At 44.2% G+C, this 14220-nt stretch carries 13 protein-coding genes; 6 read left to right on the forward strand and 7 right to left on the reverse strand.

The window, feature by feature from the left end; translation table 11 throughout:
• Positions 1-9 precede the first annotated feature (9 nt).
• The gene (locus V7M78_RS09310) at positions 10-939 is read left to right on the forward strand and encodes a DMT family transporter (protein ID WP_333648728.1); all 930 of its coding nucleotides are present in this window, start codon (positions 10-12) and stop codon (positions 937-939) included.
• A 9-nt stretch (positions 940-948) separates the two neighbouring features.
• Complete coding sequence (locus V7M78_RS09315; RefSeq protein ID WP_333648730.1) at positions 949-1512, forward strand: cyclase family protein; 564 nt, start codon at positions 949-951, stop codon at positions 1510-1512.
• A gap of 40 nt (positions 1513-1552) precedes the next feature.
• Here V7M78_RS09315 and V7M78_RS09320 read toward each other — a convergent pair whose 3' ends face one another.
• From V7M78_RS09320 to V7M78_RS09330, 3 genes are all read right to left on the reverse strand, one after another.
• Positions 1553-2443, reverse strand: a complete 891-nt coding sequence (locus V7M78_RS09320) for a DMT family transporter (protein ID WP_333648732.1) — start codon at positions 2441-2443, stop codon at positions 1553-1555.
• Positions 2444-2453: 10 nt separating this feature from the next.
• Positions 2454-3278, reverse strand: coding sequence for an AraC family transcriptional regulator (locus V7M78_RS09325; RefSeq protein WP_333648735.1), 825 nt, complete (start codon positions 3276-3278; stop codon positions 2454-2456).
• A gap of 185 nt (positions 3279-3463) precedes the next feature.
• A complete protein-coding gene (locus tag V7M78_RS09330) occupies positions 3464-3892 on the reverse strand; it encodes a pyridoxamine 5'-phosphate oxidase family protein (RefSeq protein WP_333648737.1) in 429 nt (142 codons plus the stop codon).
• Between the two features lie 93 nt (positions 3893-3985).
• Here V7M78_RS09330 and V7M78_RS09335 point away from each other — a divergent pair, with 93 nt between their 5' ends.
• Entirely contained in the window at positions 3986-4915 is a 930-nt protein-coding gene (locus V7M78_RS09335; RefSeq protein ID WP_333648739.1) for a helix-turn-helix transcriptional regulator, read from the forward strand.
• Positions 4916-5039: 124 nt separating this feature from the next.
• Here the strand turns inward: V7M78_RS09335 and V7M78_RS09340 are convergent, their stop codons facing one another.
• Positions 5040-6896: an ATP-dependent nuclease gene (locus V7M78_RS09340; RefSeq protein ID WP_333648741.1), complete on the reverse strand. Its 1857-nt coding sequence runs from the start codon at positions 6894-6896 to the stop codon at positions 5040-5042.
• Between the two features lie 155 nt (positions 6897-7051).
• Between V7M78_RS09340 and V7M78_RS09345 the strand changes: the two genes are divergently transcribed.
• The gene (locus V7M78_RS09345) at positions 7052-8425 is read left to right on the forward strand and encodes a citrate transporter (protein ID WP_333648743.1); all 1374 of its coding nucleotides are present in this window, start codon (positions 7052-7054) and stop codon (positions 8423-8425) included.
• Positions 8426-8449: 24 nt separating this feature from the next.
• Positions 8450-10300, forward strand: coding sequence for an asparagine synthase (glutamine-hydrolyzing) (gene asnB, locus V7M78_RS09350; RefSeq protein WP_333648745.1), 1851 nt, complete (start codon positions 8450-8452; stop codon positions 10298-10300).
• A 57-nt stretch (positions 10301-10357) separates the two neighbouring features.
• Here asnB and V7M78_RS09355 read toward each other — a convergent pair whose 3' ends face one another.
• Complete coding sequence (locus V7M78_RS09355; protein ID WP_333648747.1) at positions 10358-11659, reverse strand: FAD-dependent oxidoreductase; 1302 nt, start codon at positions 11657-11659, stop codon at positions 10358-10360.
• A 194-nt stretch (positions 11660-11853) separates the two neighbouring features.
• Between V7M78_RS09355 and V7M78_RS09360 the strand changes: the two genes are divergently transcribed.
• Positions 11854-12630, forward strand: a complete 777-nt coding sequence (locus V7M78_RS09360) for a MerR family transcriptional regulator (RefSeq protein WP_333648749.1) — start codon at positions 11854-11856, stop codon at positions 12628-12630.
• A gap of 44 nt (positions 12631-12674) precedes the next feature.
• Here V7M78_RS09360 and V7M78_RS09365 read toward each other — a convergent pair whose 3' ends face one another.
• A complete protein-coding gene (locus tag V7M78_RS09365) occupies positions 12675-13439 on the reverse strand; it encodes a GntR family transcriptional regulator (RefSeq protein ID WP_333648751.1) in 765 nt (254 codons plus the stop codon).
• A gap of 98 nt (positions 13440-13537) precedes the next feature.
• Positions 13538-14220: PfkB family carbohydrate kinase (locus tag V7M78_RS09370; protein ID WP_333648753.1), on the reverse strand; the 683-nt coding region annotated here is incomplete at its 5' end.

Below are 14220 nucleotides of genomic sequence, written 5' to 3' on the forward strand. Positions count from 1 at the left end.
CAAAATCAGATGAACATGAAAAAATCACTTTTTTTCGGTATAGCCGGATCTTTCTTTTTTGCCTTCACATTTATCCTAAACCGGAGCATGCATTTATCCGGTGGGAGCTGGATATGGAGCGCCAGCCTGCGGTATCTGTTTACATTGCCCATACTGGCTCTCATCGTCGGAAAAAAGCATGGATTTCAAAATGTTCACAGAATCATCATGGAGAATCCAAAGGGCTGGCTGCTTTGGAGCACAATTGGATTCGGTCTTTTCTACGGCCCCCTTTCCTATGCAGGAAATTACGGAGAATCCTGGCTGATCGCCGCTTCCTGGCAAATGACAATCGTAATGGGAATCTTAATGTCCCCCTTATTCGGCAGCCGGGTTCCTGTTAAAAACTTGTCTGCATCAGGAATCATTTTATTGGGAGTATTCCTGATGCAGGTACATAATATGGTAAATTTAGAGGTGCGCACCACTCTCCTGACTTTGATTCCCATATTGATTGCAGCCATCTCCTATCCCCTTGGCAACAGAAAAACCATGGCAATGAGCGAAAACCGGCTGTCCACCATTGAGAGAACTTATGGAATGACATTATGCAGCCTTCCCTTCTGGCTCTTAATGGCTGGTTTTGGCACAGTACATGTGGGCCTGCCCTCTTTGGGTCAGTTCTTCCAGTCATTTTGTGTAGCAATGTTTTCCGGGGTGATTGCCACTCTCCTGTTTTTCCGGGCAACGGATTTGGTAAAATCTAATCAAAAACAGCTTGCAGTGGTTGAATCCACTCAGGCCGGGGAAGTGATTTTTACATTGCTGGGAGGTACTTTATTTTTAGGTGATTCTCTTCCTGACAGTATGGGCGGTGTCGGTATACTTTTGATTGTTTTTGGAATGATTCTCAACAGTTTATTTTCTTCTTTTTCAGGAAAAGGGGAAACAGAAAAGTGAGGAAATCTTATGTTTATTGATTTGACAGTTTTGATTACGCCAAACATGGTCAAAGATGCTCAGGGAAATGAAAAAAAGGCCCTGGCAGGCCATTTGGGAACACACTTTGATGTGATGAACAAGGAATTTCCGCTGGAATATGTGGAGCGGAATGCAGTTGTATTTGATGTCAGCACAGTGACAGATCGGGATATTGACATTTCAGACATCGACATTTTAAAGGTAAAAAGCGGGATGTTTGTGGCTTTTCATACGGGCTTTATTGAAAAAGAAGGATATGGCGGCAGGCGTTATTTTAAGGAGCACCCTCAGCTTTCTGATGATTTAATTGAGAAGCTTTTGGATTTGGGCATTTCCATTATAGGCATTGATTGCGCCGGAATCAGGCGGGGGACAGAGCATACCCCAAAGGATCAATACTGTGCGGACAGAAATGTTTTTGTGGTTGAGAATATCTGTAATTTAAAAATGCTGCTTTTGCAGGAAAAAAGCGGAGAATTCATTGCTAACACCTATCCGGTCAAATATGCAGGGATGACGGGCTTACCTTGCAGAGTGGTAGCAAAAGTATAAGAATAAATAATATAAAGGGGGCTGCTGCCCCCGAAGAAGTTTACTTTCTCTTTACTTTCCTTTCGGAAATAAATAATCCCACCAATGTAAGAAGGGTTCCGCAGGCCGCAATCCATGTGATTGTTTCATTTAATATAAGTATGGAAGTGATAACGGTAACAGCCGGAACCAGATAAATATAAATGCTTGTTTTTACCGCCCCCAGCAGCTTGACAGCCGTATTCCAGGTAACAAAACAAAGTGCCGATGCTCCTAATCCAAGAAACAGAATGTTAAATAAATTAACAGGCTGCAGGAACCTTTCAAATCCCCATTTAAACGGAAGTACGGACAATGCAGGCAGCATAAAAATCACTCCATAAAGAAATATTCTCCGGGTGGTCTGTATGGTGTTATAGCCGAATTGGCTGACCTTTTTCGTAAGTATTGCGTATATTGCCCACACAAAAGCTGCTAATATAGCCAATAAGTCACCCATGGGATTTAATTTCAAAACCATACTTCCATTAAAGTTAATAAGAATAATCCCAATCATAGCGATCACAAAGCCGATAAAAAAGTTGGCTTTTAATTTCTCATTTTCCAAAAACAAATGGGAAAACAGCGCTGTAAAGAACGGTGCAATGGATATAATGACCCCCACATTGGACGCAAGGGTATAGGTTAATGCGATATTCTCCAAAAGGAAATAAAGCGTAACCCCGCATAATCCGGCACCGGCAAACAGGATTTCCTGTTTCCAGGTGGTCCCCTTCAGCCTGTGTGGGAATACCGCGGTTAAAATTATCAGGCCCATGACGAAACGGAAAAATAATATCTCAATAGGTGTAAAGCTGACAAGCAATACTTTCGTGGATATAAAGGTTGTTCCCCATATAAAAGTTGTAATAGCCGCCAGCAGATGTCCAGTCATTTCTTTGTTTGTTTTCATATGTATTTATCTAACCTTTACTTTCCTTAAATATATCCCTGTATTGTCTGGGGGTAAGTCCAATTAATTTTTTGAAAAACTTTGTAAAATGGCTTTGATCTGTGAAGCCTGTTTTCATGGCGGCTTCCAAAGGATCGATTCCATTCTCCAATAACTTTTTTGCTTCACTGATTCGTATTGCTTCAAGATACTGATAAGGGGTAACTCCCCGCTGCTTTGTAAAGTTTCTCAGCAAGGTGTATTTGTTTAAGCCGGACAGCTCACTCAAATCATCAAGTGCAATTAACTCCCCATAGTGGTTTTCCATGTAAGTACAGGATTTTTGAATTTCCTCACTGACCTCTGAAAGGCTTTCTTTTACAGGTTCCGTATATTCTTTGATCAACTGTTCAATGAGGAAAAAGAAAACCTCCTCCTTTTTAAAATCTTTTCTCTGCTCCATAATCAATTGATGAAGTTCACTTAATAGAAGTACACTCTCACTGTGATGTGCTGCCGTTGTGGTGAATTTGGGGAGATAGCCGATGCCTGTAATCTGCCGGACCGTTTCCTCCATGATGTTCTCATTGATATTGATGCTTCTCCAGTCAAGTGTTTTTTCATCAGCCTGCTGGCAGGCATGGTTATCGAAAGGATTAAATAACACCAGATCCCCTGCGTCTATGATATACTCCTTATTCTTACAGGTCAGATGCCTCTTTCCGCTTTCTATGAATCCAATCACATAATATTCGTGAAAGTGATTTGGAAACTTTTGCATGATCCCATTAAATTGGTGTGCTTCGATTTTTAGCTCATTATCATAACATACGAAACGTTGTTCCCGGACTGTCATAAAATTGTCCTCCTTATGCTTCGTGTAAATTATAACATACTTTTATAGATTCCTCTTGTATGATATTGACGTTTTTTAGTTCTTAAAAGCAAAAGAGTAAGTGTAATTTTACACTCACTCTCTGTATATTGCAAAATTATGGTTAACAGGCATCCGATCAGCCTTACTGAATCGATTGGCCTGATTCAAAATCTAACTTCCCCCGTCTGCATGGGCCCTAATACAACGCTTGCTTCCCTGACATGAATTTCATATACATCTAAAAAACCTCCGATTGCGGACAAGGTTTTATCAAAGCCTGGAATCTGTTTTATAAACAAATCCTTTACCTCCTCAATGGAAAAACTGCTTTTTTGAATCATCGCTTTTTTGCTTCGTGCATGTATATGTCCGTCAGCAGGCACCGGAACGGTTGAAAATGATATTTCATGATTTTTTTCAAATTCAGCCACTTTAGGGCTTGTCCTGTTTGTGGCAAAGTAAATGACTCCGGGTCTGTCCGCATCAATACAATGGTTAACCAGTCTCACATTAGACTGATTCTCAATTGCTGTTGCTACTGCAATAGCTGCTGCCTTTTTTACAATATTATAAAACTCCTCTGTGTAATCCATATTTGTTTCCTCCTGAACTATTTTGTATCACTATCATACCACCAATCGTTGACAGCATTATGTCAGTGTTATAAAATAAAAATGGTGATCAACATGAAAATCGACCGGCTTATCTCCATTATTTTGCTTTTGCTTGAGAGAAAAAAAGTCAGTGCAAAAGAACTGTCAGAAACATTTGAGGTTTCATTAAGAACCATATACAGGGATATAGATACCATTAATATGTCAGGTATTCCCATCATTTCAACATCCGGCGTAAACGGCGGATTTCAAATTATGGACAACTATAAGGTTGATAAAAAAGTGTTTTCTGCTTCCGACATTGTTACTCTTTTACGGGGTCTGGAAAGTGTTTCAGCAGTCACAAACAGAGAAGATATCATAAATACCTTAGTAAAGGTCCGAAGCCTTATCCCATCTGAACATACCAATGATATCGAATTAAAGTCAAATCAAATATTAATCGATTTACAGCCGTGGAGAGGCAATCCGAAATTGCAAACATTTCTCAATAACATAAATGAAGCCTTAGAGAAACAGCAGCTTATAACCTTTGACTACTTTGACCGGAACGGCAAAACGTCCAGCCGCAAAATAGAACCGTATAAGCTTATGTTAAAGGCCCATAGCTGGTACATTCAGGGCTTTTGCCTGGAAAAGCAGGACTTTCGCCTATTTAAGCTGTCAAGAATGTCGAGTCTGCAGATACTGAATGAATCCTACACGTTACGGGAGCTGCCTCCAATCATTTCCGAGTTTACAGATATGATGGACAAAAAACAAGTAACAGTCAAACTGCTCATTCATACGTCTGCAAGAGATAAGGTCATCGATTATTGCGGAAGCGAAAATATTTTCCCATATGGTGAAGACTATTTTATCGCTTTGCTTCCATTTATTGATGACGATTCAGGCTATAACCTTATTTTAAGTTTTGGAGACAAATGCCAGTGTATAGAGCCAATCCATGTCAGAGATGAATTAATCCGCCGTATTCATAATCTAGCAAAATTATATGATTGAATACATTGTGAAATCCAAAGAAAATCCGGAAATATCCGATGTGGCGGAATTCATAAAACAGAAGTATTAAAACCACCTCAGGTGCTGCTGCCCTTTTGCAGCACCCGGGGCGGTTCTCTGTCTTTTACCCTTCTGTTTTCCTGCTTTCAAAATAAACAAACCGGTCAATGGCATCTAAAATATCCTTAAAATCCTCCCTGGGAGCCAATTCAATATATTTCTTCAGCAATTCCCCCTCCTGTTTCTTAAACGGCCCATAAAAAATATCGTACAGGTTATGTCCCCGCATATGAATCTTAAATTCCTCCATATGAGCTTTTAATTCCTCTACGGATTCCATATCCTTTCCCACTGCCTCTAAAAACGCTTTTCCGCTTTTAATCCGGTGAAGGTATTCCTTCCACTTGTCAAACAATATCCGGTAAAACTCCTCCTCACTTTCCACAACCCCAAGCTTTGCCATAATCTTTGGATTGAGAAAATAATTTTCAAAGGAATAGTATTTCAATATAAGAACATTTCTCCTTGTCACTCTGGGAAGCTTGTCAGCATCCTCCATACTTCGCTCATCGTAGTATTTGCAAAGCTGGTTCACCAGCTCCTCCGGATTCTTTCCATCTCCATCCCGGATCATTAAAAACTGATCCCTTAAATACACCTGGTTCATGTATTTTAAATTGGCATAGGTCTTTATATTGGTACAGCTGTTTGTGGTAATAATGGAAATTCTGGAAAGACTCCCGTCCTTATTTTGGATTTCCGAATAATACTTTTCCAGCAAAAGGGGAAGGCGGCTCTTATCCTGCTTTCCTTCCACGATAAACACAAAGCTGACCCCTAACAGGTCATTGGCTCCATAGCCCAGATCATCTAAAATCGCATCAATGTCGGTCCTTTCCTTAACCATGGAATAACCATCCTTATCTAAAACCACCTGCCTGATCTGGCGGCGGGTGAAGTTAAAGAGCATCCCGGGAGAATGGGTGGAAAAAATCACCTGATTCTTCTTGGACAGGCGGTAAAGAATCTCACTGGAGGTCTTTTGAAGCTGGGGATGAAGAAAGATTTCCGGGTCCTCCACGATTACAATGCTGGGAATCAGTTTTTCATCCTCTGTATAAGTCTCCAAAAGGGAAAGCATATACAGGCTTTTCATGCCGGTGCTTAAGGTGCCGATGGGGCTTAACCGCCCTCGTTCCATATGATAGGCTTCCGCCTTCACACGAAACAGTTCATTGGAGCTCATATTAAGGGAAAAACGAATCTCCTCGTACCCTCCGTTTTTTTTGTAATTTTCATTGACCCTGGCTGCAAAGTCATTTAAATTAAGCTGGTACATCTTGTATTCCAGCAGCTTTACGGTTTCATAAACCTGCAGCTCCTCCGGCGTTTTCTGATTGATTAAGCCGATGCATTGAAAGCACTGATTGCATTCCTTTGTATCGTCAAACAGACATAAGTTGTTTTTTAATTTAACCAACTGGTCATCTTCCTGAAACAAAAGCAGATCATTTTGAAACTGCTTTAAATCCCGTTCCGAATCAATGTAGTATAGCCTTGGAAATATCTCTTTGATATACCGGTTATTCTTCCGGTATCCATCCTGAAAGCGCACCTCTCCGCTCCAATTGACTAAAAAGGTAAAGGTGAGACTCCCATCCCGGTAAGACGGAAGCTTTTCTTCAAAGTCGTGAAGCCAGCCGTCATACCTCTTATACTGACTAACCAGTCCGCCTTTGTGAAACAGCTTTAAATCCTCTTCTGTAATACCCAGAGTCATGGTGATCTCTATATTCTGCTTCTGCTCATTAAAATCCTCGGGACGGACTTCATAAAAACCTGTGGCCGCCCTTATGGCATCCAGAATTCCTGTTTTTCCCGTATTATTTTTCCCAACTAAAATCAGGGCATTTTCAATATCCTGGATTTCCATATCCCGGATTGATTTGAAATTTTTGATGTGTACCGATGTAATCTGCATAGTCCCTCCCTTGGGCATCACCTTCTGGAACTTCTTTATAGAATATAAGTATAAAAGGCGGACAGAAAAATTTCAAGTTCTGCCATAAAAAAATCACACTGCCCATTCCCACCTGTCATAGTATAAGATATATTCTTCTGACAGGAGTGGTTCCTATGCTTGATCCCAATCTGATACTGACACCGCTGCACTATATTTATCTCATAGGTGTTATCGTAATCTTAAGTGTCATGATTCTCAGAAAAGATACCCCTCTGGTGTGCATTGCATTTTTATTTCTGCTGGGGCTGGCGGGCCTTGGGTCCGTGACAGGAGGCATTATGACCATATTTAATGCCATCCTCTATGCCTCTAAGGAATTTATGGAGGTCATTGCCACCATTGCCCTGGTCACAGCTTTGTCCAAATGCTTAAAAGACTTAGGCAGTGATCATCTGATGATGATTCCCATGTCAAAGGTTATGAAAAACCCTGATCTGACCTGGTGGGTTCTGGGTCTGACCATGATGGTATTTTCCTTTTTCTTATGGCCCTCCCCTTCCGTGGCCCTGGTAGGAGCCATCATGCTTCCCTTTGCCGTCAAAGCCGGTTTAAACCCTCTGGCAGCCGCCATATCCATGAACTTATTCGGACACGGCTTTGCTTTAAGCTATGACCTGGTCATCCAGGGAGCCCCGGCCATTTCCGCAGGAGCGGCTTCTATCTCTCCCTCCGATATTCTGACCGAGGGGCGGCCCTTGTTTCTGGTCATGGGCATTGTTACCGTCTGCTCTGCATACCTGTTAAACAGGGGACATATCAAAGCCGGAATCGTAAATCTCCCTGTTGTGAACTCCCGGGAAGAAAGGCCCAAAGCCGGAAAAACAGCCCTGGTCATGGCAGTCCTCACCCCTCTTTTGTTCCTGGCCGATATTATTCTTATGCTGGCCTTTGATTTAAAAGGAGGAGAGGCCACCAGCATGGTTTCCGGTACGGCGCTGGTGGCAATGTCTATCGGCTCTGTTCTGGGCTTTGGAAAACAGTCCCTGGAAAAGGTGACGGATTACGTCACAGAAGGTTTTCTTTTTGCCATCCGGATCTTTGCCCCTGTCATCATCATCGGAGCCTTTTTCTTTTTGGGCGGAGAGGGAATTTCCACCATTATGGGCCAACAGTTTAAGGGAGGAATCATGAATGACTGGGCTGTATGGCTGGCTCAGCACGCTCCTCTTAACAAGTACGCTGCCGCTGCCGTGCAAATGGTAATAGGCGGATTGACAGGCTTAGACGGCTCAGGCTTTTCCGGCCTTCCCCTCACCGGCTCCCTGGCCCGGACCTTCGGTACTGCAGTGAACGCTTCCATTCCTGTTTTAGCTTCTCTCGGACAGATCACCGCAATTTTCGTAGGGGGAGGAACCATCGTTCCCTGGGGACTTATTCCCGTGGCGGCTATATGCGGCGTAGAGCCTATGGAACTTGCCAGAAAGAATCTTCCTCCTGTTATCCTGGGCTTTCTTGCCACCTTTGCTGCTGCTTGTTTTCTTTTATAACCATTCGCTCATAGGAGGAATTATATGTGTGCATTTGCCGGTTTTTACAATCCTTTTCAGGATTACAAGAAAGATGAACCCCGTTATGAAACCATACTGAAAAAGATGTGCGAGGTCCAAAAGCACAGGGGCCCTGACAACTCCGGTGTCTGGCTCTTTGAACAGGGCGGCCTATGCCATGCCCGGCTTTCCATCATTGACTTGACAACCGGCGACCAGCCCATGAAAAAAGCAGACGCCGGATATACCTTTGGAATCACATACAACGGAGAGATTTACAATACCAAAGAACTTCGTCTGGATCTGGAAAAAAAGGGCCATACCTTTTCCACTACCAGTGACACGGAAGTAATCCTGACCGGATATATGGAATACGGCCCGGACTTTGTCAAGCAGTTAAATGGCATCTTTGCCTTTGCCATCTCTGATCCGGTGAAGAAGCGGCTCTGCCTGTTCCGGGACCGGTCCGGGGTAAAACCTCTCTTTTATACCATCAGAGGGGAGGAAATCGTGTTCTCCTCAGAATTAAAAGGCCTCTTTGCTCATCCGGTCATTACTCCTGTTCTGGATAAGAAAGGCTTAAACGAGATATTTTCCATAGGTCCGGCCCGCACCAGCGGATGCGGGGTATTTAAGGGGATCAGCGAGCTGTTCCCGGGCCATATGCTCCTTTGCTCCAAAGACGGATTCCGCCTTCAATGCTACTGGAAGCTGGAAAGCAAGGTCCATGAAGACAGCTATGAGGAAACCATTGAAAAGACCTCTTTCCTGGTCCAGGACTCCATCAGGCGCCAGATGGTCTCCGACGTTCCCATCTGTACCCTGTTATCCGGAGGAGTGGATTCCAGCCTGGTTTCCGCAGTCTGCGCTGCAGAATTGAAAAAACAGGGCAAACAGCTCACCACCTTTTCCTTTGACTTTGTCAACAATGACAAATATTTTAAAGCCAGCGCCTTCCAGCCCTCCAGAGACCTGCCTTTTGTGGAGCAGATGGTAAAATTCCTGGATTCCGACCATCACTTTTTGGAGTGCGACAACGTGACCCAGGCCGACCGCCTCTACGACTCTGTGAAGGCCCATGATCTGCCTGCCATGGGAGACATCGACTCCTCCCTCCTCCATTTCTGTTCCCTGGTCAAACAGCACAACAAGGTGACATTAACTGGAGAATGCGCCGATGAAATTTTTGGCGGATATCCGTGGTTTCACAAGGAAGAATGCTTCAAAGCCTCCGCCTTCCCCTGGACCATGGACTTAAAATCCCGGAAAATGCTTCTGAAAGACGACTTCCTGGATTATCTGGGAATGGATGAATATGTGCAGGAAGCTTACCAAAAATCCCTGGCTGAAACTCCAATCCTGTTAGAGGATAATCCTGTGGAAGCCAGAAGGAGGGAAATTGCCTTCTTGAATCTGCGCTGGTTCATGCAGACCTTGTTAAACCGTATGGACCGCAGCAGCATGTATTCCGGCCTGGAAGCACGGGTTCCCTTTGCAGACCACCGGATTATTGAGTACGTCTGGAATGTGCCCTGGGATATGAAGACCAGGGATGGAGTGGTGAAAAACCTCCTGCGCCAGGCTGGAAAGGGCCTTCTCCCTGACGAAATCCTCTTCCGGAAAAAATCACCTTACCCCAAAACCTATGACACTAATTACGAGGCTCTTTTGGTCAGCCGTGTCCGGGATATGGCGGCGGGGGGCTCCTCTCCTGTTATGGAATTTCTGGATAAGGAGAAGCTGGAGGCATTTTTAACCAGTCCCTCGGACTACGGAAAGCCCTGGTACGGCCAGTTGATGGCTGGGCCTCAGATGCTGGCCTATATTCTTCAAATCAACTACTGGCTGGAAACCTATCATATTTCTGTTGAATAAAAAAACAAGTGCGGAGATTGAATTCAATCTGCCGCACTTGTTTTTATGCTGTTTGTTTTATACTGTTTCCTTCTCCATCTGATCCAGGATTTTACCCATCTCAGACGTATCTCCAATGAGGATGGCTCCGGTCAGCCTGTCGTTTTGGTAATAATAAGCCTTATATGTCTTCTGATCCTCGTCCTTTTCAATGGATACCTTATAAGGCTTTTCAGGGTCTTTTCCCGCATCTCCCACTGCAAACAGGGAAGTGTCCATGCCGTGAAAGGTAAGGGCTGCAAGCACAGTTTTGTAAGACACCCGTTCTCCGGTAGCATTGGCTCCGGCAGCCTTTCCCATCTCCAGGGCCTGAGGCCAGATGGCGTAGTTGATTCCTTCATACTCAGCACAGTCCCCGCAGGCGTAAATTCCCGGTATGGTAGTTTCCATGTGCTCATTTACCACTACAGCCCGTCCTGTGCTGGCTCCGGCTTCCTGGGCCAGGGAACAATTGGCCCTGACTCCTGCCGATATTACCACCAGATCTGCCGGAATGACTTCTCCGCTTTCCAGGCGGACTCCTGTCACACGGTCATCTCCTTCAATCTCCTGGGTGTCTGCCTGGAATTTCACTTCAATTCCCTTTTTCAGGATCAATGACTTTAAAAACTCTCCGGCTTCCTGATCAAGCTGACGGCTCATAAGCTGACTTCCATGCTCTAAAACCGTTACGGAAAGCCCCGACTTTTTCAGCTCCCAGGCCGCTTCCAGGCCTAAAACTCCGCCTCCGATAACCACGGCCTTTTTAGACCTTGGAAGAAGGGAATTGATTTTTTCTATATCAGAAAGGCGCCTTATGGCAATAACTTCTCCCTTTTCATGCCCTGGTATCGGAGGGATGAAGCATTCCGAACCAAGGGCGTAAATGCATTTATCGTATTTCAGACGGATTCCATCATCAAAAATAACTTCTTTTTCCTTTGTGTCAATTTTCTCCGCTTTCCTTCCCGTAAGGTTTAAAATCCTTCTCTCCTCGTACCACTCCGGTTCGTGGAGAAGCAGTTCATCCCTTTCATCCTTTCCCATGACCGCCTTGGTCAGCATAGGCCTTGAATAAGGAAGGACATCCTCCTTTGTCACCATAACAATGGAACAGGTGGCGTTTCTCTCCCTGACCGCCTCTGCCGCACTGACGCCGGCTGCTCCGTTTCCAAGTATGATGTAGATCTCTTCGGTGTCCTTGCGAAACTTCTTTTCCTTCTCCTCATGGGGAGTGAAATATTCCGGACCTACCCCGCATACCGGACAGACTGGTTCCCCCTCTTCAAATATTGCACCGCACACCAGGCATTTGACCAGCTTCTTTTTGTCCTCTGCCACGTAAATTCCCCCTTTTCACATTTGTTTTTATTATTAAAAATTTTATTTCCTGTACCATCATATCACAAATTTGTAATATTTTGAATTCTTTCTGTTAATATTTTGTAATCATAGAAAGAAAACCGTAAGGCTGAAAAACTGCATTTTTGTGGTAAAATAATAGATGCAATACGTGACTGAAACGAGGACTTGAAATGAAAAAGTACAGCATTGGAGAAGTATCAGACCGGATTGGGTTAAGCCGGGATACCCTCCGGTTTTATGAAAAGAAAGGAATCATACACCCGGAAAAAGAGAAAAACGGCTACCGCACCTATACATATGACGATATTTTAAAGCTGTTAAAAATCAGGTTTTACCGCAGGCTTGATTTCAGCATTGAGGACATTGAGCGGATTCTTTACAAAAGCTCCCTCTCCTCCCACCGGATCATGGTCAGGGAAAAAATAAAAGAAGAAAAGCAGGTGGCAGAAAAGCACCGCCAGGCCCTTCTTCATCTGAACCAGCTGCAAAAACTGTATTTGGATGTGGAACGCTCCTTAAACCGATTTGACTTACGCCCTCTTCCTCCTTCCTATCAACTGGAAGATAACCGGCTGGTCAATGACCTGGAAATCTCTGATCTGTGCTGTCTATACCAGGAATACAGACTCCTTGGAGACAGTGCAGAGCAGACATCAGAATATTTTCTGATATCAGAGGAACAGGCTGCTTTGATGAAAATCAAGCAAAGGCTGGGCCAACCCCCCATGCTCCGGCATAAAACCTGTGTTTACACCATTGTAGAATCAGAAGCCCCTGCTGCCGATGTCAAAGACATATTAAATGCAGCTGCCTGGGCAAAGGACCAGGGTTACTCCCCTCTTGGCACCGCTTACAGCGGCTGTCTCTTAAGCTGTGCCGCTGATGAACAAAACACCAGATCCATTCATTACATTGAACTGTATCTGCCCATAAAAGTCCAGAAATGAAAAAACCTGCAGGAGCATGAACTCCTCAGGTTTTTTCATTTCTTCTATATCTTCCAGCTTATTCCCACATGGGTCATCTGGTCGTCTTCATCACTGGATATGACATAAGAGGTGTTTTCACCTTTTAAAATACTGATGGCAATATGCTGAGGCACTCCGTCCTCATTATAGGTGATTTTAAAAAGGTCGAACATGGGGTCTCCAATGCGGCACTGCAGGTGAGCGGAAATCTCTTTTGTCGCCTTGCGTACCTTGATTACCTTGTAATACCGTTTCAGGTTGATGGAGTACTCTTCCTTTAAAATCCGAAACACTGAGAAATCCCCTGTCATCTTGTCAACAATACCTGGAAAACGTTTTAACGGCAGATAACACATATCCATCATCATAGGAATATCATCCGCATACATAATACGCTTTAAGTATACGACCTCCTCGTCCTCCCCGATCTGTAAATCTTTTGCATAGGAAGCTTTTACACGGATAATAGATTTTTCCAGGATTTCTGCCCTGACTGCCCTCCCCTGCTCCTCCATGCAGTCATGGAAGCCGCCTAAAAGGTCCAGCCGGTTCTTCATCCCTGTATTCAGTACGAAGGTCCCTTTTCCCTGCTTGCGGATGAGAATATCTTCCTCACACAATTCTTTCACCGCTCTCCGGACTGTAATCCGGCTGACTCCGTATTTTTCTCCCAGCTCTGTTTCACTGGGCATACGGTCTCCGGGATGATATATCTTCGCCTTGATGTCCTCTGTGATCGCATTTTTCAATTGCTCATAAAGCGGAATCAATGCATTCTGGTCTAGCATAAAAGTTTCTCCTAAGTTTCAAATTTATCCATACAGGCCTGTTTTTATTATATACTACAAGGACCCTCAAATCAACTGTTTTACCTCTCTTTCAAACATCATGATTCTGTAAATGGATGGGGATGCCCGAAACCGCCGTGGACCGTACAGGTGACTGCCGAGCGCTCCGCCCCGTAATCAAGGGCTTCCTCCATGGTCCTTCCATTTCCCCAGGCAGTCAAGAAGCCTGCTATAAAGCTGTCTCCCGCTCCCATAGTGTCAATGGCTTCCACCTTTTTAATCCCCTGCCTGTAAAATGTCTTCCCGTCATAAAAGACGGCTCCCTCAGAACCTCTGGTCACCCCGGACACTTTTGTTCCCAGACTTGAAGACAGTTTTAACAGCTCCCCGCACTCCTCCTCGCTCATATCCGACCCTGAGAAAAATGCAAGAGTCAGGTAAGGACAGGTCCGTTCTAAATACTCTCTTTCATGCCTGTCTGAAAAGTCAAAGGAAAGACTGCATATTTTGGACAGCTCCGGAAGCTCATATTCTAAATTGGAATAGCAGCTTGTGTGACAGATATCAAATTCTTTTATGATCTCCATATCTTCCTTTACGATCTTTATGGCAAAGAGATGCTGGCAGCTATCTCTCGGTCCCGGTGCGAACACACGGTCCCCGTCCTTTAAATAGACCTTGGGCTGGGCAGTGTGGGCATAGACCTTTCTGGATCTGTCATAGGAAACTCCCTCCTCAGACAGGCATTCCTTAATATAATCCGCCCGGTCATCATTTCCGA

This window comes from Lacrimispora sp. (assembly GCF_036758025.1).
In the GTDB taxonomy this organism is placed as follows: Bacteria; Bacillota; Clostridia; order Lachnospirales; family Lachnospiraceae; genus Lacrimispora.